This is a genomic window from Eilatimonas milleporae (genome assembly GCF_003688555.1).
GTDB lineage: Bacteria > Pseudomonadota > Alphaproteobacteria > Sphingomonadales > Kordiimonadaceae > Eilatimonas > Eilatimonas milleporae.
This window is the reverse complement of record NZ_REFR01000012.1, coordinates 343,879-363,673: the sequence shown is the minus strand read 5'-3', so window position 1 is coordinate 363,673 and position 19,795 is coordinate 343,879. Positions and strand designations below refer to the sequence as shown.

Genomic DNA, 19,795 nt, shown 5'->3' with positions numbered 1-19,795 from the left:
TCTACTCCCCTGTTTTCTCTTGTGGTTCGGCGGCACGGAAGAAGTGGTCCAGTCTCATGATCCGGTCCTGGGTGTTGAGATACCGGCCCAGCACAAAGCGGCTGGTCTCAACGACCGAATAGACAAAGCGCGGCATATAGAGCCGGTCGGTGCGGTTGGGATTGCTGTAGGGCAGGATCAGCGTTCTGACTGTCGTGGGCGGTGCCAGAACGGGTGTGACCGGCGCTTGCAACATATTCCGCAGCTCGGCATAGACCTCCTGCTGATAGCCGCCATAGGCATCTTCGGCTTCCACCGGAGCAGCTTCAGCCTCAGCGTCCACACTGTCCGGGTCCGGCGTGCCCGGCGGCGGGGAAACCGGATGGGCAACGGCCTTTTCGTAGGCCGTCATGGGATGCTCGCATCCGCCATGGTCGGCGCTCTTGCAGGAAAATTCATTGTCATAGCTGGAAAACAGCGATGCACAGCCGGACAGGCATGCGCCCAGCACCAGTGCGACAACCGGCTTAGTGGCCTGCCACATCTTCCACCTCCTTGATTTCGAGAAACGTGCCTTCCTGAATGACGAGGACGACGGTCTTGCTGGTGCCGATCTCGATCACCGGCGTCACGGTACGCGCAAGATCCAGATAATAATCCCGCAGACTGTTGGCGGTGCCGGCCACCCCCTGCCCCAGCCCCGCGATGGCCGCTTCCTGAACATCGAAAACCCGCGTGGCGCCGAGCGGCGAGATGGTCTGGACCCCGGCGCTAGCCTGCGCCACGGCGCCGAAGCCTTCCAGAAGGCCGGCGGCAAATGCCTGTCCGATGATGGCCCCGTCGCGCGTGACCACATTGCCGGACAAGCCCTTCTTGCCGTCCGCATCGACGAAAAACCCTTTAATGGGCTGGTCAATGACTACGCGCTCATGGATGTCCACGCAGCTCAGGGAGACGGCGCGCACATCCACCCGCTCTTTGGCCAGAATGCCGATCCCATTGCCGACCACAAAGCAGCCTTGCAGGTTGGCACGCACCGCGTTGGGCAGGACGGCCGGCGCCTGAACACGGGCGATAACGGGCTCGGGATTGTTCATCGCCTGCTGGCCGACCAGGGCATCGAGGCCCGTGAGAAGGACCGCCTCCATGAAACTGACGGGCAGGAAGACACGGCGCTGTTCGTCGGCCTGTGTTTCGGTCGCGGCCACGGGCTTGAGCCCGCCGATCCCACCGATGATCCGGGTCTCAACCGGCTCTGCCGCGTCAGTGTAAAGATCGCTTTCAGCACCATCCTCGGGAAAGCCCACCACCGGCGGGGGGACGGCGACCCTGTCCAAGACGACCCCGTCACCCAGCTCGTTGCGCGGGGCCAGATCTTCGGGGTCGAACTCGTCCCGCATGACGGGCTCCGCTGGAACGCCGGCAGGACTTTCAAGGCGCCCAATCATTGCCTGCGCCTCCATATAGTCCGACAGAGCCGCTTCCATGCGGTCAATCCGTTCACCCAGCACGCGGGTTTCCGCGGTGACGCTCTCACGGATGGTCTCCTCCATGAGACCGGTATCGAGCGAAATGCTTTCGCCTTTCTGACGTCTGGGTTTGCGGTCACTGTCTTGGCCGCCGCCCAGCATCACGGCGACACTGAAGACGACGGCAACAGCGGCAATGGCACCCCCGATGGTCAGGATACGGCGCAGGTTGGGCGAAAGCCTCGCGTAGACTCGTTTGAGAGCGTCCCAAATCTTCATGGCCGGTCACCGCGGTAAATGATGACCACGCGACCGACTTCCCCGCCTTCCAAACTCAGTCCGGCCAGAGTGACCGCATAGATGGCCGGCCCGAAAAACGGCGTGAGGAAACGATGTTCCGCCAGATTCACCCTGGCTCTGGCCCGCAGCAGATATTCCCGCGCCCAATAGTCCGTGCCCAAGACGGAGACTTCACGCCGCAGACGGATATCGAGCTTGGGCAGGATATGGCGCTGATACGGGTCTTCAAACGCATGCACGGAAAATGTTGCGGGGATTTCGTCGCGCAGGATGTCCACGGACAGCTTGACGGCGCGATCTTCCTCGGACAGAGGCGCGAACAGGGCGATATTCTGCTCTTTGTGCCTGGTGGCCCCCGCGACCAGATAGACCGTCTGCGCTTCGATATCGACCGGCTTGGCGAGAAGTGTGTAGGTCACGCCGGCGCATTGGATGTAGATTTCCGAGCGGACCACCACATGACGGTGCTCATCGCCTTCGACCTCGATCTGGAATTTGACGAAGGCGTCCTGTCCACTGGTGTCGATAACCAGCCCTTTTTCCTCGGAAAAGCGGTGGCCCTCTATGTCGCCCGAGACACAGACGATCCGATTGATGTCCACATTGCTGAGGACAATATTCGTCGGCCTGTCCGGCAGCACCGATTGGAAGGCGCTCTTGCCGCCCAGCCCATCCGGTTGGGCCTGGGCGCCTAAGGCGACTATGTGGACCGGCATGACCGCGCAAAGCATGCGGGCGGACTTAATCCAGGCGTTCACTGGACACCTCCCCCTGACGTTCAAAGGTGATGTCCCAGAGCCAGAATCTGGACTCTTCAATCCGGTATGCGATCCTGAAATACCCGGCATCCGCCGTGCGCGTCAGGCCCACCATGCGGACCCGGCTCACGGGGATGCTGAACACATCCGGCCCAAACTTGAAATCGGCCTCATAGCGGATATAGGCGGCAAACCGCACATCACTGTAGCGGTGGGACTGTTCGGACAGATTGCGAAAGGTGGTTTTCAGAACCTCATACCGCTCGGGATGCACCAGTTTCAGGACTTCGTCCGCCTGAAAGTCGAAGCCGGCGCTGGTGTAGGTGCCGAGGAGCTGGACGATGGTCCGGCCAATCGCGATCAGATAGGCTTTGGACGGTTTGTTACCGACCATGTAGAGGCTCTCGACCCCGGCGCCGAAGGGAACTACGATGGTCTTGGTGCGGTCTTCGCGGGCGGCCACCTGCAGGCCCAGCCACACCGTGGCCAGAAAGGCGCACAGAGCCACAAACCGCAGCATGCGGTTATCCGCGAGAAGATTGGCGAACCGGTCCACATAGATGGACAGGATGGTCCCGGGCCCGGTCTTGCCCATGGCTGTTTCGACCGTTTCCCGATCATTCATGGAAGGTCTCCGCAGCCGCTATCGGGTATCCCCGAAAATGTCCAAACCCCAACCGGTAGAAAAGGTGGGCCATATAGCCGCGCGGCTTCGACCGTTTGAAACGGATGAACTGGTAAAGGAGGACGATCAGGACCACCGTGGCCCACCCGCCGATGATCAGCGAAAAGATGTAGCAAAGGGCGGCCAGGGTGATTTCCTGACTATCGAGACCGATAAACCGCCAATCCTGGTGAAGGTATTGAGGCATGCGTGCCATGATGCGTCCCCTGCTTGATCCTTGCGCAAACCCGTACTCAGACGACCATGCCGACGGACGTGACGATGCCCTCACCCGCCACCATGGCTGTCGCGCCGCCGAAACCGCCAATTGCGGCCAGCCAGTTCCGTTGTGAGATGCCGTAGACGCCAAGAATGGTGGTCAGGAAAGCTGTCGTAAATCCAATCGGCCCCTGGACGCCTTGCAAAATCAAAGTGTCATAAAAGGCAAATCCCAGATCACCCGCCGCCGGTGGCGTGAAAGCGGTCACCGGTGCAGCAAACGCGAATGCGAGAAACAACAATAAGAAAGCATGTAAAGAAGATTTGGACTCGTATAAGGTGTCAGACCAATGCTTGTGCATGATCACTCTCCAAAATTGGCGTTTTGAAGAAAATCGGAGATGGCACGCTGATCGAATCCCCGGATGAATTGACCATCCGCGAACAGCGTCGGCGTCCCGGAAATGCCCGCGTCTCGTGTCATGTCGATATGGGCCAGCACTGCCGCCCGGCCTTTCTCGCATTGTTGCAGAAGGTCGGGTTGCCGGCGGCTGTAGACGGCGTGATAGGCGGCCTCGGGATCGTCGGAACACAGAATATGTTCGGCAGCTTTTTGTGCTTGCAAACTGTGACCGACGGCAAAGATGACACGCCGGCGTATCCGCTCGCCGGTCCGTTCCTGTTCACGCAACCAGGCATGCAACTCCTGGCAATAGGCACAATGGGGATTGGAATACTCTGTCAGCAGGGGCGCATCCGGCGGCCCGAACTCCAGGGCCAGGGAATAGTCAAAGTCCTTCATCCGTTCGACCACCGCAGCCGACATGGCTTCGGCGGTGAGATTGACGCCAAACCGGTTCCACACTGTCCCGAAGATGAAAGCCATGGCTTCGTCGGAGTAGTAGATCAGACGGTCCCCGGTATCGATCTGGTAAAGTCCGGGAATGGACGATGGCTCGAACGACAGGAACCGGAACTGCGAGAAGGTCTGCTTCAGAGCCGTTTCCGCCTGGGCGCGTTTGTCGTCGAGAACCGCATCCCGGTCAGGAGCCTCACTGGATGGTCCGGCCTGATCGTAAGCCGCGGTAAAAAGAAGCCCGCTTTGTACGGCCAACAAAGCCGCGAAAACGGAAACGCACAGAAACTGCCTCATGTGACCTCCAAGCCCTGATGGGCAACTGAGTTGTTGGTGAGAACACTGGCAGTCAGCTCGTTTGACGTTTTGAAACTTACTGAGACAAAGGATCGCTCATGCAGTATCAGACGACCAAAACTGACAGCGTTCTCTCGTCAAAGCTCGCGGCGATTAGGTTGAGTTTGAAGGGTGAAAATTATTCAGTAGTGTCATGTCACCCCACCACCAAAGGTTTTATATTATCTATCTGATTGTAAACGCGGACAGATTATGAAACTCACTATTTTCAAAATTATTTCCAGATTGTTCTCATTTTGTCGCTTGTCGTCAGAATCCTAATTTTGCTCTTTAGAGAATTTATGCTTTTTAAGTAATTGTTTTATATATATAATTATGTGATTTTCTCTCATTGAAAAGGGATTTAACCGAGCAACCAGACTCGAAGCCCCTCACATTGACGCTGAGAATTATCGAAATTATTTCAAGAAGCGTCAGGACACAGACGCCCGTTCATAACGGTTCGGTTGCGACGGGACACCATCGTAACGTGTACGCACTTACGGTTGATCAGTCTTGAGAAACGACAGCAAAGAATCCAGGAGCGGCATATGAATACCTCTCTCGGTAAGATCATTTCGGACATTCGAGCAGACAAGGGTCTACGCCCTAAACAGATCTATCTGCGTGCAGGCATCACACAATCAGTCTATCACAAAATAGAAAACGGATGCAGACTGCCCCATGACGACGAACTTATAGCCATAGCGAATGCGCTAGGCACCAATGCTGATGCGATTGTGAATGCCTGGCGCAAGCACTTAAAAAAAATTGTGGAAAGGGAAACTATCTGAGTATCCGAACTGTATTGAAATATGATTTTGGGCTGCATAGCCACGCAATCATATCAGTCCTTCACCATACTCATCGGCATGGTTTCAATCGGCATTAACAACCCTTTGCTGTTTCCAGAATCAACAAATGTAAACCCTTTTATAATAAAGAGATTTTCTGCATTACGCATGTAATAATAGCACTACGACCCATGTCCTAGCATACAATGCTAAAGATATGGTCACAATGTGCTACTATAATAAACCATAAACTGTAAATGACGTATTTCTAGATGGTTTTTGCACTTAGTCTATAAACCACTGACGAATATCATTCAGTGTGAAATTTAAGGAGTCGATGCCGGCCATACCCTTAAATCGTTGAACATGAGGCCATAAGCCCTAAACGTCCTTCTTCAGATCGTCGAGATAATCCGCCCACCATTGCATCATACGGATTCGTTCATCCCAGTGCTCGCTTCGGGCATATGGACGCCTGGATTGGTTATTCTCTTGATGAGATAGCTGTCGTTCAATGGCATCTGGATGCCACAATCCGGACTCATTGAGCAATGTAGCTGCCGTAGCCCTAAAACCATGTGGCGTCACCTCATCCGAGGTGTAGCCAATCCTTTTGAGGGCAGCATTCATCGTCCCATCAGACATGGACCTTTTTTGATTACGGATTTGAGGGAATACCAAGTCGCAATGTCCGGTCACAGTGCGAAGTTCCTCCAATATATCCAAAACCTGATGCGGCAATGGAACCTTGTGTGGGCGACGCATCTTCATCCTGCCAGCAGGAATACACCATATCATAGCTTCCAGATCAAACTCATCCCAATGGGCCAACCTCAACTCGCCCGGCCGAGGAAAAAGAATAGGCAGTAAACGCAGACCCGAACGTACTGGCTTATAGCCGTCACATGCGTCAATGGCTCTCAACAAGGGTCCAAGCTTCTTGGGGTCAGTTATAGCTGGATGAGATTGAACATCAGGAGTAGCGATGACGCCCTTGAGGGCAGCGGTAGGGTCCTTGTCGGCATGGCCAGAGGCGATAGCATGCCGGAATATCCTCCCCATGGTCGAACGTAAACGACGTGCCGTTTCCAGCTTGTCCGCTTTTTCAACCATCCGCAAAAGCGACAGAGCCTCAGGAGCCGTAATTTCTGATATGGGTCTATCACCGATATGGGGGCGAACCATTTTCATTAGCCATTCGATTTTGTTCAACGTAGCCTCAGACCGGCCCTCGCGTTCAAGCATTTTGACAAAATCTTTTGCGTTAGCATCAAAGGTATTCTTGCGGGCGAGCTGCTTGGTTTTTTTTTCTTGCTTTCTGTGTTCCATCGGATCGATTTCATTCTCTAGCAGCCTCCGGCTAGAACGATTCTTCTCCCTCGCTTCAGCAAGAGTGACCTGTGGGTAAGAACCGTAAGAAATCGTCCTCTGCTTCTGATCAAACTGGTAGTTCATACGCCAAAGGCGGGCGCCACTGGTGCTCACATACAGATAGAGCGATTCAGTATCAGTGAGCTTATAGGGTCGATCTTTTGGTTTTGCCGCACGAATGGCACGGTCGGTCAGTGTCATGGGCCATATCCCTGTCTATGGTATCGTAAATGCGGTCCTTCCGAATACCATGGATAATACCATGAAATTTCATGGTATCACAGGGTCCGCCATGGAGGCGGGTGGAAATCAAAAAAAAGAAAACCCTTATATTTCAGAGTTCTATTGAAAAATATGGAGGGCTATGGAAGAGAAATTGGTGACCCCTACGGGACTCGAACCCGTGTTTTCGCCGTGAAAGGGCGACGTCCTAGACCGCTAGACGAAGGGGCCACTGTAACAAAGAGTGCCGGGGCATTGTGTGCCCGGCAGGCCGGCACCGCATGTTTGTCGGCGCGGCGTGGCGCATCTCTTACAAAGCCCTCCCCCGGTGGTCAACACATTTTTGACAGCTTTTTTGCAGTGCTTAGCTTTCGCGCTTTTCCATCCGGTGGGGAAACACCTTGCCATGATTTTCCTGCCCGGTTCGCCAGGGCACTCAAAACAGTGGAAAAGACAAAAAGACCGCCGCACTGAAACGGCGCGGCGGTCAGGTTTGCTGGCAGTGACACGGGGGATTGACGGTCTTATTCCGCCAGCAGGTCCGCAATCGACCGGTCCATGATGTCCGGCCAGAAGTCATTGGCATCGGCGATATTGCCGGATACGTCTTTCAGCCAGTATTCCTGAACCTTGGCGTTTACATTGAGATACAGACGGCCATCGACGATTTTATAGGCCAGCGGATCGCCGATGAATTTCTTGCCCTTGGCGACACCCATGGCGCAGTAACCGTTATAGGCGGGCAGGTATTTTCCCGGCTCGGCCTGAAAGCTGTTCCGGTTCTCCTCGCTGGCGAAAAGGTAGAGAACCCCTTCATACTGGGCATAGTAATACCCGTTCCCGCGAACCGGGCCGCCCGCCTGATGATAGGACACCAGGTCATACCCCTGTATGGCCGGCAGGCTGTATTCTTCTTCCGCAACAACGCCCGACCCGGCAAATCCCGCGGTCAACAGCGCAAACAGAAAAACAGATTTCAATACTTGTTTCATGACAAACCTTTTGTATGACCATCTGCGGCGGACACAGGATATCGCGACATCCGGGCCGTGCAGGTTTTTGAAGACAGTCCCTGTGTATACAGATCTGTCCCCTTCACAAGGAACAGATCGCTCTCACCCCATCAACTATAGGTGATAAAGATTTGAGGTAGACAGACACAGTAATACATGAAGATAAGTTCGATATGCTGTACACAGACCAGTATACAAAACCCCTGTGACGGACACCGTTGATGACAGCCTTTCCGCAGACAAAAGACACCACGGACAAACGGGCCGCCCTATTGGATGCAACCATCCTGCTGACACAGGCACGGGGATTTCACGCCGTCGGCATCGATGCCATAGCCGCAGAGGCAGGCGTCACGAAAAAAACCCTGTATCATCACTTCCGCTCGAAGGAGGAGCTGATCCTGGCGGCTCTCAGACGGTATGACAGCCAATTCCGCAACCGGTTTCTGCGTGCTGTCGAAACCAGCGGTGAAACGCCGTGCCAGCGCCTGATATCGCTGTTCGATGTGGCGCGGGCGGATTTTTCCGCCACCGGTTTCAACGGCTGTCTGTTCGTCAAGGCGGCCGGAGAATTCCGGGGAATCTCGCCCGAGATCCTGCGCTTCTGTACGGAAGCGAAGACACTGGTTCTGGAGGCATTCGAGACACTGTGTCGCGATGCGGATGTGCGGGAACCGCACATACTGGCCGAACAGCTTTTCATCATTTACGAGGGGGCCTGCGCCGCCATACATGTGACCGGGCGCACCGATATCACCGACAATGCCAAGGCGGCCGCCATGACGCTGATGGCCCCCTATCTGCCGGCGGAAGACGTATCTCCCGCCTGACCGGCGGTCTAAGTGGCGGCCACGGCCGCGTCTTCCAGAGTCATCTCGACCTTGGGACGGCCTGTCCAATGGTCCAGCTTCAACCGCCCGACCATGTGAAACCGCCGGCCGAGACCTGTCAGCAGCGCCGCGCCGAGGGGCTCATCGGCAACGCGAAACGCCATGACCTTGATGGTGCTGCCGTCATGGTCCTTGACGATGGCGCGCACATGATTGTCCCCGACCCGGCGCACATCCACAAGTGCCACATCGGCCAGCAGGAAGCGGGGCTCAGGGTTTCCGATGCCATAGGGTCCGGCTTTTCCCATCGCTTCAACCAGATCAGGGCCGCATCCGCTGACGCTGAGCATGCCATCGACCATCAGCCCGCGCCTGGCCGAGGCCCCGGCGACGGCGTCCGACAAACGTTCGGTCAAAAAACGGGTGAAGGCGTCGATGGCATCGGGCGCAATGGTCAGCCCCGCGGCCATGGCATGACCACCCCCCTTGATCAGCAGTCCCCTGGCATGGGCATCGATAACAGCGGCGCCAAGGTCCACCCCGGCGATGGAGCGGGCAGAGCCTTTTGCCTCGCCCCCATCCTCACCCAGGGCAATCACGACAGACGGTCGGTTATAGCGGTCCTTCAGGCGGCTGGCGACAATACCGATGACACCGGCATGCCACCCCTGCCCCGCAGCGACAATCACCGGATCGGGCACGCCGCCGGGGCCGCACAGGCTTTCCACCTGCGCCAGGGCCTCCTCAAGAACCTCGGCCTCAATGGCGCGGCGCTCGGTGTTCAGGGTATCCAGATGGGCGGCAATCCGTGCGGCGTCGGCGCTGTCATCGGTTGTCAGAAGGCGGGCGCCAAGCTCGGCCTCTCCCACACGGCCGCCAGCATTGACACGCGGCCCCAAAAGGAAGCCCAGATGATAGGCGGCCGGCGTCTCGTGAATACGGGCCGCATCACCCAGAGCCACAAGGCCCGCATTGCGCCGGCCCGCCATGATCTTCAGTCCCTGGGCCACCAGCGTGCGGTTTAGACCGGTCAGGGGAACCATGTCACAAACCGTTCCCAGCGCCACAAGATCCAGGAGCAGCCGCAAATCCGGCTCGCGTACAGCCGTCCGGGCACCGGCACTGTCATAGTATCCGTCCCGCCGCAGGGCCCTGTTCACGGCAATCGCCAGCAGATACGCCACCCCGACAGCGGCCAGATGACCGAGGCCGCTGGCGTCATCCAGACGGTTGGGATTGATGACGGCCACGGCCTCCGGCAAAACCGGCTCAGCCTTGTGGTGGTCAACCACGATGACCTCCAACCCTGCCTCAGCAGCATCCCGCAACGGGTCAAAGGCAAGAATGCCGCAATCCACCGTGATGACAAGGGCGGCCCCTTTCGCCTTCAGTTTCATGAAGGCATCGGTACTGGGGCCGTACCCTTCCTTCTGGCGATCGGGGATATAAATCAGCGGCGGCACGCCAACCGCACACAAAAACCGGTAGAGAACGGCGCTGGATGTGGCACCGTCCACATCATAATCGCCAAAAACGGCGATGTTTTCCCCATTGCGCACGGCCCGCGCGATGCGCTCCGCGCCCGTATCCATATCGGCCAGAACGCTGGGGTCGGGCAGGTCGGCCTTGAGACTGGGGGCCAGATACGCCGCGGCCTGTTCAACATCAATCCCGCGCGCGGCCAGCACATGACCGACGATCAGGGGGACGCCCGTGGCCGCGGCTATGGCCTCGGCCAAACGGGCGGGAACAGCCCGCTGGTTCCAGCGGCGCTCGGTCAGGGACCGTTCAACCCCGAGAAGCGCCGGGGTTTCCTGGCCCGGCGATGGGGCAGCCTCACTCCCCGTGACCATGAAGCGTCTTGATCCGGCGCACCGTGCGGGTTTCAGAGCGCATGACCAGCGTATCGGTGCTGATACCGTCCTTTGTATGATGCACGCCCTGCAACATGGAGCCATCCGTCACACCGGTGGCCGAAAAAATGACATTCTTCGACACCATGTCGGTAAGGCTGTATTTCCGATTGAGGTCCTCAATCCCCCATTTGGCGGCACGGGACCTTTCATCATCGTTGCGGAAAAGCAGGCGGCCCTGAATCTGGCCGCCGATACAGCGCAGCGCAGCCGCCGCCAGCACCCCTTCAGGTGCGCCGCCGGACCCCATGTAGATATCAATACCCGTTGCGGCCTCTGTCGTTGCGATGACACCGGCTATATCGCCGTCACCAATCAGGCAGATGCCGCAGCCGACATTCCGCAGGTCCTTGATCAGGGCGGCGTGACGGGGACGGTCCAGAACACAGACCATAATATCCTCGACGGCCTTGCCCGTGGCGGCGGCAACGGCGGCCACATTGTCGGCCGGACTGTTGTCCAGATCGATCACACCGTCAGGCAGATCGCCGCCGACGGCGATTTTATCCATATAAACATCCGGCGCATTGAGAAGACCGCCCGCCTCGGCAATGGCGATCACCGCCAGGGAGTTTTGCATGGCCTTGGCGCAAATGGTGGTGCCTTCCAGAGGGTCCAGCGCAATGTCAACCGCCACACCGCCACTGCCGACTTTTTCGCCGATGAACAGCATCGGGGCTTCGTCCCGCTCGCCCTCGCCGATGACGACGGTCCCGTCAATCGGCAGGTCACCCAGTGTCCGGCGCATCGCTTCCACGGCTGCGGCATCGGCCGCCTTTTCGTCGCCGCGTCCGATATGGGGGGCAACTGCGATTGCCGCGGCTTCGGTAACGCGCACCATTTCCAGCACCAGGCGCCGGTCCAGATCCTGCTTGGACATATGTATCCCCTCATCCACGCCACATGACGGCGCTTCGGTCAAATATGAGTTCAGCCGGTTAAATTCACGGCCTGTCAGGCCGGTGTTTCGGGTTCTCCCTCAACCCGAATCATCGTTGGGCTCTCTAGCACACTATCCAACTGCCTGAAAAGCGTCAGCGCCTCGGCCACGGCAGCTTCCACGGCCATATGGGTGGTCAACACCACATACACACCGCCATTCAGGGCCGCACCGCGCTGCAACAGGCTTTCAATGGAGACACCGGCCCGTGCCAGACCGGCCGTAATATCGGCCATCACGCCGGGCCTGTCTTCAACCCTGAGACGCATGTAGAAACGGCCTTCATGGGCTTCCCTGGGGATGGAAACGGGGGTTTCGAGCCGGGCGGCCGGCACACCCAGGGGCGGCCCCCCGAGCCCACGGGCAATATCGATGATATCCGCCGCCACCGCGGACGCGGTTGGTCCCTCCCCGGCGCCAAACCCCTCGTAAACGGTCTGACCGACCGGGTCGGCCGCGATCACCACAGCATTCAGGGCCCCGCCCACCTGGGCAAGCGGACTGGCCAGCGGCACCATGGCGGGATAGACGCGCGTTTCCAGACCCTTGGCCGTTTTGCGCGCGATGCCGAGCAATTTGATTCGGTACCCAAGCTCGCTGGCATAATCAATGTCGACGGGCGCAATGCTGCGGATCCCTTCACACGGCACGGCATCCATATCGGGGGCGCAGCCGAAAGCCAGTGCCGCCAGAATGGCGGTTTTATGGGCCGTATCGATACCGTCGATGTCGAACGTCGGATCGGCCTCGGCATAGCCCAGGCGCTGGGCATCGGCCAGAACATCGTCAAAGGCCAGGCCCTCTTCTTCCATTCTGGTCAGGATATAATTGCATGTGCCGTTGAGAATACCGTACAGCCCGCCAACCCTGTTACCGGCCAGGCCTTCACGCAGGGCCTTGATCACCGGAATACCGCCGGCGACAGCCGCCTCAAACCGCAAGGGCGCACCGTTTTTCTCGGCCAGCGCCGCCAGTGTGGCACCGTGCGCGGCGATCAGCGCCTTGTTGGCGGTGACAAAGGCCTTGCCGCGGCCAAGCGTTTCCCGCGCCAAGGCCAGCGCCGGGCCGTCCCCGCCGCCGATCAGTTCCACGACCGCATCCACATCATCGAGAGCGGCCAGATCCACGGGATTGTCGCACCAGGCATAAGGGGACAGATCGATACCGCGATCCCTTTTGCGGGTACGGGCGGACACGGCACGGATGACGATCCGCCGCCCGGCCCGCGCTGACAACAGGTCCGCCATATCCTCGATAATCCGGACCAGACCGCGTCCGACAGTGCCAAGCCCGGCAATGCCAAGGCGAAGAGAAGAAGGTGTCTCAGTCATGGGTGATGTCCTCGCTGGGGCGATGCCCTTTGATATCCGCCGCCGGCGGGAATCAGCCGGTTTCCGAAAGGGTGGCGAAATAGCGTTTGATGTTGCGGGTTGCCTGTCTGATGCGCTGTTCATTTTCAACCAGCGCTATCCGGACATGACCTTCGCCATATTCACCGAAACCGATGCCGGGCGATACCGCCACCTTGGCATGGGTGAGAAGGCGTTTGGAAAACTCCATCGACCCAAGATGCGCCAGCCTTTCAGGCAACGGCGCCCAGGCGAACATGGTGGCGCGCGGGCTCGGCACCGGCCAGCCCGCGGCCTCCAGCCCCTCGATCAGCACGTCGCGGCGCCTGCGGTAAATGGCGCGGTGCTCATCGACACAGTCCTGGGGCCCGTTCAAGGCCGCCGTCGCCGCCACCTGAATCGGGGTAAAGGCACCGTAATCCAGATAGCTTTTCACCCGTGTCAGAGCCCCGATCAGGGTTTCGTTCCCGACGGCAAACCCCATGCGCCACCCCGCCATGGAATATGTTTTCGACAGCGAGGAAAATTCGACGGCGATGTCCCGTGCGCCGTCGACCTCAAGAATGGAGGGGGGCGGATTTCCGTCGAAGTAAATCTCCGCATAGGCCAGATCCGACAGAATCCAAATACCATGCCGGCGGCAATAATCGACCACCTCGCGGTAGAAAGCGCGGTCCACCACCTGCGCCGTCGGATTGGACGGGTAATTGATCACCAGCGCACTGGGGCTGGGCACGCTGTGCTGCACCGCGCGCGCCAGTTCGCTCATGAAATCCTTGTCAGGCCCCAATGGCAGATGCCGGACCGAGGCGCCCGCGATCATGAACCCGTAAGGATGGATGGGATAGCTGGGATTGGGCACCAGAATCACATCGCCCGGCGCGGTGATGGCCTGCGCCAGATTGGCCAGGCCTTCCTTGGAGCCAAGGGTGGCGACCACTTCCCGCTCCGGATCGAGGGAAACACCGAAACGCCGCTGATAATAGGCGGCCAGCGCCTTGCGCAATCCGGGAATGCCCCGTGATGTGGAATAGCGATGCGTCCGCCTGTCATCCACAGTTTCTTTCAGCTTGTCGACAATATGCGCCGGCGTCGGCAGATCGGGATTGCCCATGCCCAGATCGATGATGTCCTCGCCCGCCGCGCGCGCCGCCGCTTTCATCTCATTCACTTCGGCAAAGAGATAGGGCGGCAGGCGCTTGACGCGATAAAAATCGGGCTCCGACATGATCATATCCAACTGATGTTAAAAGGCATGAAAGGCGCGGCAAGGCGCCCCCGGAAGGATTTGCAGACCGAAGGGGGGCTGTGCAATGCTTTTTTGCCATGGGAGAGACACACATTTTACCATAAGGTTCCTGACGCCCTGTCCAATGGGTGCTTTCACATATTTCCAAGGATCGGCGGATGAGCAACGAACAGACTGACAAGCCAGACGGTATTGAGGGTCTCAACACGGGACAGGAGGAAATGGAGTCCTTTGTCTCCCTGCTGGGCGACGCCGTGGCGTCTTCCCAAAAGATGATGGAGGAATTTCTGGCCAGCCAGCCCGACGATATCCGGCAGAGCCTAGACCCCATGAATGTCACGCCCGCCTTTCTGGAAATGTCGAAACGGCTGATCGAGAAACCGGATGTCCTGTTCAAGAATCAGGTCGCCTTCTGGCAGGACTATATGCAGCTGATTTCGAACGAGAGTTTGAAGCTCACCGGTGAAACGGCGGATCCCGTCATCCAGCCCCAGCGCGGCGATAAACGGTTCAAAAGCGAAAACTGGAACAAACACTCGGCCTTCGATTTCCTGAAACAATTCTACCTGCTGACAAACCGCCATGTGATGAACACCGTCGGCAGCGTCAGTGGCCTGGACAGTAAAGACACGCACAAGATTGAGTTTTTCACCAAACAGCTCATGGACGCCATCAGCCCATCCAATTTTGTTTTCACGAATCCGGATGTCCTCAACGAGACCATCGAGACACAGGGCCAGAACCTTCTCAAAGGCATGCAGCATTTCGCCGAGGATATCGAGCGTGGCCAGGGCATCCCACTTGTCAAGATGACGGATCTTGAGGCCTTCAAGGTCGGCGAAAATCTCGCGACGACACCGGGCAAGGTGGTGTACCGCAACCGGCTTTTCGAGCTGATTCAGTACACGCCGACAACGGAAGAGGTCTATGCCACGCCGCTGGTGATTTTCCCGCCATGGATCAACAAATATTACATCCTCGACCTGTCGGCGGAAAAAAGCTTTGTCCGCTGGGCGGTGGAAAAGGGATACAGCGTTTTCATGGTGTCCTGGGTCAACCCGGACGAAAGCCATGCCGAAACCAGCCTGGACGATATGCTGAAGGACGGCTTTCTCGAAGCGATCACGGTGGTGCGCGAAATCACCGGGGCACCGTCGGTGCACACCATCGGGTATTGCGTCGCCGGTACCATGCTGTCGGCCGTACTGGCCTATCTGACGGAAAAGGGCTGGGCCGATACGGTCAAGTCCGCCACCTTCTTTACCGCCCAGGTGGATTTCGAGACGGCCGGCGACCTGACGGTCTTTGTCGATGAGGAACAATTGTCCCTGATTGACAAGATGATGGAAGAAAAAGGGTATCTGGACAAAAAGGCGATGGCGCTCACCTTCAACATGCTGCGCGCCAACGACCTGATCTGGTCCTATGTGGTCAACAACTATCTGCTTGGCAAAGAGCCGATGGCGTTCGACCTTTTGTACTGGAATTGCGATTCCACCAACCTGCCCCGCCGGCTGCACCGCCAGTATCTGCGCCACATGTACCAGAATAATGAACTGGTACAGCCGGGTGCCCTGGTTCTGGACGGTGTGCCGATCGACCTGAGAACGGTGGAAACCCCGTCCTATGTGCAGGCCGGGCGGCAGGACCATATCGCACCGCCGGATTCAGTCTATAAAATCACCCGGCATTTCAAGGGACCCATTCGTTTCGTCCTGGCCGGGTCCGGCCATATCGCCGGGGTCGTCAATCCGCCATCGGCCAAGAAATATCAGCATTGGACCAATGACAAGACCGGCGCCAGTTTCGAGGAATTCGTCGAAAGCGCCAAGGAAACCCCGGGCAGCTGGTGGCCGGATTGGCATCGCTGGCTGTCACGCCGGTCCGGCAAGAAAATCCCGGCACTGGACCCGGAAAAGGGTCCCTACCCCGCCCTGACCGACGCACCGGGCGACTATGTCCGTGTGCGCCATGAGGACTGATACTCAAGGCAGGCTCACACAGGAACGGCCGACCTTACCGGACAACGGGGCGGCCTGAGCCCAGACACAAAACCGGATACAAAAAAGCAGTGTTCCGACGCTGCTTTTCATTTGGCTCCATCCTGTGAGGAGTCTGTGTTCAATGATGCAGGGTTCAATGACGCCGGATCAGCGTTCCGCAACCGGGCGCGGTGGTTTCGGTGGTGTCGCGGGACCATCCATGACGAACTGCCCCAGATCCGGAATATCCAGCAAAAGCGATGTACGGGGCGTGGACGCGGAAACAGTCTGGTTCATCAGCGCCTCGCGCTCCCGCGCCAATTGCGCAAGGCGCCCGTGAACCGCCCGACGGGCAGCGGCCGCCTCTTTCCTGGCAAGATGCATTTCACCGGTCAGTGTTTTCAGGGCGGTGTTCAGGGCCGCTTCCTGAAGACGAATGCGCTTCAGCAGCTTTCGGCTTTCCTTGGTCAGATGTTTGGGGGACAGCTGACCCAGCTGCGCGTCCAGTTCGGCTACACGCTGGTGGTATTCAGTAATGCGCTGGCGATACCGATCACCGGCGCCGGCATCGGAACATTCACCGTGATTGACGGATGAAGACACTTCAGAGACAGAATCGGCAGCCTGATATCCCGCGCCAAGATCACGCACCACCGCCCCCAGATCATCCAGGGGCGCCATGTCATCGGCAGCCTGCGCTGACAGGACGGTCCCGGCAACGGTCAAAGCAATCCAACGAAATGTTCTGATGGCGATCATCGTCATGTCCACTTGTGGTATCGCTACATATAGTGCCCGTTGCGGGCAAATTGGACAAGATAATTATTTATGACGCCCTAAAGCTCACAGGATCGTGACAGTTGAGCCACAGGTTTGAAACCCAATTATAAACAAAAGATATAATCCCTATAAACCGAGAACGATCCCAATGATTACGGCCCGATGAATATAGGCCGATGATTATAGGCAGGGAATGCCCACCGCCGCCATACTGAGGGAAACGTCGCAAACGACAGTGATGCAGAGACTAGTGTTACAGGGACTTTTACCGGGAGACGGCTTTTATCGGGAGTTTGGGGATTTATCCCCTTGCACTGATTTTTCAGCGGCGGCTTCCCTGTCTTCCAGCTGTTGCAGCTTTTTTTCCAGCAATTGGCGTGTGCGGCGCAATTCGGCCTCCGCCTGGCGCAGGGCACGCAAATGCTGGCGCTCCATCTCGCTGATGGATCTTTCACTTTGTCTGAGAGACCGCAGACGAATCTCCCGGACCTCACCGTCCAGATCAATGTCCATTTCCACATCGCCGATGGCCTCGGCGATTTCACGGCGGGCTTCGGACAGTTCAGACGACAGATCAAGACGCATTTCATCCAGCTCGGCCTCGTTTTCAACCACATCGTCGATCGCACCGCGCAGGTCGTCACTGAAATCGGCGCGCAGCTCGGCATGATGGGTTCTCAGCTCGACAATATGTTCAGCCCGTTCCTGCACGGCTTCGCGCGCGGCTTCCAACCCTTCCCGTGCGCTTTCCAGAGCAAGCTTTTCGCGCTCCGTCTCGGCCTTCTTTTCCTTGCGGCGAATATCCTCAAGCGCGCGTTCGATGGTCAGCAGGGCTTTTTTTTGTTCCTGAAGTTCGTAGATGACGATGTTCGCCGGCACGCTCCTGCTGTCGAGAACGATGGAGGCACCGCCCTTGTCGCGGACAACAATCGGCCGTCCTTTTTTGCTGTCTTTGGTTTTTTCCTTATCAGCCGTCTCGCTTTCGGATTTTTCCTGCAAAGCCGTCATATTTTCGCCAGCCATGGCTGGCGCGCCCATCAGCAACGCGCCAGCGATCAGCATAATACCGGTTAGCGGATATACCCTCACGGACCGCATGGCCTTGGTCGGCTTCCGGTCGGTTTGATGAAGTGTTCTGGCTGTACCGTTCATGTCGCAAACACCTTTTCAATACCGCAGTGCGCTCGTCTGTCGTGACCGGGCCTTGCCTGACCCTTATCGTCAAGACCACAGTGCAGTGCACATGAACGCAATAAAACAGGCAAGCGGTAAGCGGTGTTTCGCCTGCGACGAACGGTTCAGCCTGAAAACCGTCGTGCGATCACGGCACGGAAAGACGGACAGCCGTCAATCGACCGGCAGCAGAAGCGCCGCCACATGGCGGTCTTCCATCAGCAGAACATTATAGGTCCGCGCCGCGGCCCCCGTATCCATCATGTCACAGCCGACACCGGCCTGCCCCAAGGCGTCGCGGACGGCGGACGGCACCAGGGCCATTGCCGTCCCCGTGCCGATCAGGACCAGTTCCGGCTTTGGGTCCGCCGACAGAAGGCGCCCGAAATCAGATATGTCCAGTTCCGTCACGGTTTTGGCGGTCACAGGATACACACCGGACGGCAGAACGATCACGCCGCCATCGAAGCGACGACCGAGCAGGCGGAACCCGCCATCGCCATACCCTTCGACAAGAAGCCGGTCTTCAGCCCCTTGTGCCTGCAAAATGATGCCGCCGCTTTCAATCCGGCCGTTACTCATGGATACGTCCTTGCCTGGAAAGTGCGCCTCTACACCGGCTCACCGGGTGCGGGGCGTGATTTGTCCACCGTGGGGTCTTTTTCCTCGTTCAGGAAAAAAGCGTCCCGGCGGATATTGAACAGCAACAGCATGGGCGCGGCGACAAAGATGGAGCTGTAAGTGCCGATGACCACGCCCCAAATCATGGCGGCGGTAAAACCACGGATCACTTCGCCGCCCAGGAAAAACAGCGCCCCCAGCGCCAGAAGTGTTGTCAGCGAGGTCATCACCGTACGGTTCAGCGTTTTGTTGAGCGACAGGTTCAAAAGGTCCAGCATCGGCATTTTCCGGTATTTGCGGATGTTTTCCCGCACCCGGTCATACACCACCACCGTATCGTTCAATGAGTAGCCGACAATCGTCAAAAGCGCCGCGATGATGGACAGGTTGAATTCCAGACGCGTCAGCGAAAAGAATCCGATGGTCAGCAATACGTCATGCACCAGCGCGATGACGGCACCCAGGCCGAACTGCCACTCAAAACGGAACCAGATATAGATCAGAACACCGATAACCGCGATGGAGACGGCCAGCGTGCCGTCCCGCTTCAGTTCACCGGACACTTTCGGACCGATGATATTTTCCTGGCGGAAATCCAGATCGGGCACCGCCTCGACCAGCGCGGCCTTGACACGGTCCATCGCGGCTTTCTGTTCTTCATCGCCGCCCGACTGGCGTTCGACTCGGATCAGCGCCTCGGTATCGCGGCCATATTCCTGCACAGATACATCGCCAAGTCCCAGCCCGGATACGGCGGACCGGACCGTGGCCAGGGGGATGGGCCGGTCATCGAGACCCACTTCGATCGCGATACCGCCCTTGAAATCAATTCCGTAGTTCAGGCTGTTGACGGAAAAAAGCGCGATGGATGCCATGATCAGCACGGCGGAGACGACGAAAGCCACCTTTCGCAGCCCCAGAAAATCAAAGGCGGTCTCTTTCGGCAGAAGACGCAGCAGCATATCAGGACCCTCTTT

General features: G+C 57.8%; 20 protein-coding genes and 1 tRNA gene. 3 read left to right on the top strand and 18 right to left on the bottom strand.

All coding sequences use genetic code 11. The features are described 5' to 3' along the window. Position 1: 1 nt before the first annotated feature. The 7 genes from BXY39_RS12915 to BXY39_RS12885 are packed head-to-tail and all read right to left on the bottom strand — an operon-like array spanning position 2 to position 4,542. Positions 2-523 carry a TraV family lipoprotein gene (locus BXY39_RS12915; protein WP_121939288.1) on the bottom strand — a complete coding sequence of 174 codons (522 nt, stop codon included), beginning with the start codon at positions 521-523 and terminating at the stop codon, positions 2-4. Further along, the gene (locus BXY39_RS12910) at positions 507-1,727 is read right to left on the bottom strand and encodes a TraB/VirB10 family protein (RefSeq protein ID WP_211332238.1); all 1,221 of its coding nucleotides are present in this window, start codon (positions 1,725-1,727) and stop codon (positions 507-509) included. The genes BXY39_RS12915 and BXY39_RS12910 overlap by 17 nt, the downstream gene beginning before the upstream one ends. Further along, the gene (locus BXY39_RS12905) at positions 1,724-2,506 is read right to left on the bottom strand and encodes a TraK domain-containing protein (RefSeq protein ID WP_170163829.1); all 783 of its coding nucleotides are present in this window, start codon (positions 2,504-2,506) and stop codon (positions 1,724-1,726) included. Before BXY39_RS12905 ends, BXY39_RS12910 begins: the two co-directional genes overlap by 4 nt. Next, positions 2,490-3,131, bottom strand: a complete 642-nt coding sequence (locus tag BXY39_RS12900; protein ID WP_121939286.1) for a TraE/TraK family type IV conjugative transfer system protein — start codon at positions 3,129-3,131, stop codon at positions 2,490-2,492. The genes BXY39_RS12905 and BXY39_RS12900 overlap by 17 nt, the downstream gene beginning before the upstream one ends. Beyond that, on the bottom strand, positions 3,124-3,387 hold the full coding sequence (locus tag BXY39_RS12895; RefSeq protein ID WP_121939285.1) for a type IV conjugative transfer system protein TraL: 264 nt from the start codon (positions 3,385-3,387) through the stop codon (positions 3,124-3,126). Before BXY39_RS12895 ends, BXY39_RS12900 begins: the two co-directional genes overlap by 8 nt. Before the next feature lie 37 nt (positions 3,388-3,424). After that, positions 3,425-3,751, bottom strand: a complete 327-nt coding sequence (locus tag BXY39_RS12890; protein ID WP_121939284.1) for a hypothetical protein — start codon at positions 3,749-3,751, stop codon at positions 3,425-3,427. A gap of 2 nt (positions 3,752-3,753) precedes the next feature. Beyond that, the gene (locus tag BXY39_RS12885; RefSeq protein ID WP_121939283.1) at positions 3,754-4,542 is read right to left on the bottom strand and encodes a DsbC family protein; all 789 of its coding nucleotides are present in this window, start codon (positions 4,540-4,542) and stop codon (positions 3,754-3,756) included. A gap of 590 nt (positions 4,543-5,132) precedes the next feature. Here BXY39_RS12885 and BXY39_RS12880 point away from each other — a divergent pair. After that, the gene (locus BXY39_RS12880) at positions 5,133-5,375 is read left to right on the top strand and encodes a helix-turn-helix domain-containing protein (RefSeq protein ID WP_121939282.1); all 243 of its coding nucleotides are present in this window, start codon (positions 5,133-5,135) and stop codon (positions 5,373-5,375) included. 381 nt (positions 5,376-5,756) lie between these two features. Here the strand turns inward: BXY39_RS12880 and BXY39_RS12875 are convergent, their stop codons facing one another. The 3 genes from BXY39_RS12875 to BXY39_RS12865 all read right to left on the bottom strand — a co-directional run bounded on the left by BXY39_RS12875 (position 5,757) and on the right by BXY39_RS12865 (position 7,948). Continuing rightward, on the bottom strand, positions 5,757-6,947 hold the full coding sequence (locus tag BXY39_RS12875; protein WP_121939281.1) for a tyrosine-type recombinase/integrase: 1,191 nt from the start codon (positions 6,945-6,947) through the stop codon (positions 5,757-5,759). Between the two features lie 176 nt (positions 6,948-7,123). Next, positions 7,124-7,199: transfer RNA gene (locus BXY39_RS12870), tRNA-Glu, on the bottom strand. 293 nt (positions 7,200-7,492) lie between these two features. Beyond that, positions 7,493-7,948 (bottom strand): YHS domain-containing (seleno)protein, encoded by a 456-nt coding sequence (locus BXY39_RS12865; RefSeq protein WP_211332237.1) that lies wholly within the window; start codon positions 7,946-7,948, stop codon positions 7,493-7,495. A 254-nt stretch (positions 7,949-8,202) separates the two neighbouring features. Between BXY39_RS12865 and BXY39_RS12860 the strand changes: the two genes are divergently transcribed. Beyond that, positions 8,203-8,811 carry a TetR/AcrR family transcriptional regulator gene (locus tag BXY39_RS12860; RefSeq protein WP_121939279.1) on the top strand — a complete coding sequence of 203 codons (609 nt, stop codon included), beginning with the start codon at positions 8,203-8,205 and terminating at the stop codon, positions 8,809-8,811. 8 nt (positions 8,812-8,819) lie between these two features. On the opposite strand, the gene recJ is transcribed toward BXY39_RS12860, so the two are convergent. From recJ to BXY39_RS12840, 4 genes are all read right to left on the bottom strand, one after another. Then, positions 8,820-10,664, bottom strand: a complete 1,845-nt coding sequence (gene recJ, locus BXY39_RS12855) for a single-stranded-DNA-specific exonuclease RecJ (protein ID WP_121939278.1) — start codon at positions 10,662-10,664, stop codon at positions 8,820-8,822. Continuing rightward, on the bottom strand, positions 10,648-11,604 hold the full coding sequence (glpX, locus tag BXY39_RS12850) for a class II fructose-bisphosphatase (protein ID WP_121939277.1): 957 nt from the start codon (positions 11,602-11,604) through the stop codon (positions 10,648-10,650). Before glpX ends, recJ begins: the two co-directional genes overlap by 17 nt. A gap of 74 nt (positions 11,605-11,678) precedes the next feature. Then, entirely contained in the window at positions 11,679-12,995 is a 1,317-nt protein-coding gene (locus BXY39_RS12845) for a homoserine dehydrogenase (protein ID WP_121939276.1), read from the bottom strand. Between the two features lie 52 nt (positions 12,996-13,047). Next, positions 13,048-14,241, bottom strand: coding sequence for an LL-diaminopimelate aminotransferase (locus tag BXY39_RS12840; RefSeq protein ID WP_121939275.1), 1,194 nt, complete (start codon positions 14,239-14,241; stop codon positions 13,048-13,050). A gap of 179 nt (positions 14,242-14,420) precedes the next feature. Between BXY39_RS12840 and BXY39_RS12835 the strand changes: the two genes are divergently transcribed. After that, complete coding sequence (locus BXY39_RS12835; protein ID WP_211332236.1) at positions 14,421-16,244, top strand: PHA/PHB synthase family protein; 1,824 nt, start codon at positions 14,421-14,423, stop codon at positions 16,242-16,244. Positions 16,245-16,412: 168 nt separating this feature from the next. On the opposite strand, the gene BXY39_RS12830 is transcribed toward BXY39_RS12835, so the two are convergent. From BXY39_RS12830 to secF, 4 genes are all read right to left on the bottom strand, one after another. Next, positions 16,413-17,003 carry a hypothetical protein gene (locus BXY39_RS12830; protein WP_121939274.1) on the bottom strand — a complete coding sequence of 197 codons (591 nt, stop codon included), beginning with the start codon at positions 17,001-17,003 and terminating at the stop codon, positions 16,413-16,415. A 303-nt stretch (positions 17,004-17,306) separates the two neighbouring features. Further along, positions 17,307-18,047 carry a hypothetical protein gene (locus BXY39_RS12825; protein WP_147453576.1) on the bottom strand — a complete coding sequence of 247 codons (741 nt, stop codon included), beginning with the start codon at positions 18,045-18,047 and terminating at the stop codon, positions 17,307-17,309. 324 nt (positions 18,048-18,371) lie between these two features. Continuing rightward, the gene (locus tag BXY39_RS12820) at positions 18,372-18,779 is read right to left on the bottom strand and encodes an Mth938-like domain-containing protein (RefSeq protein WP_121939272.1); all 408 of its coding nucleotides are present in this window, start codon (positions 18,777-18,779) and stop codon (positions 18,372-18,374) included. 29 nt (positions 18,780-18,808) lie between these two features. Next, the gene (gene secF / locus BXY39_RS12815; RefSeq protein ID WP_121939271.1) at positions 18,809-19,780 is read right to left on the bottom strand and encodes a protein translocase subunit SecF; all 972 of its coding nucleotides are present in this window, start codon (positions 19,778-19,780) and stop codon (positions 18,809-18,811) included. Between the last annotated feature and the right edge of the window lie 15 nt (positions 19,781-19,795).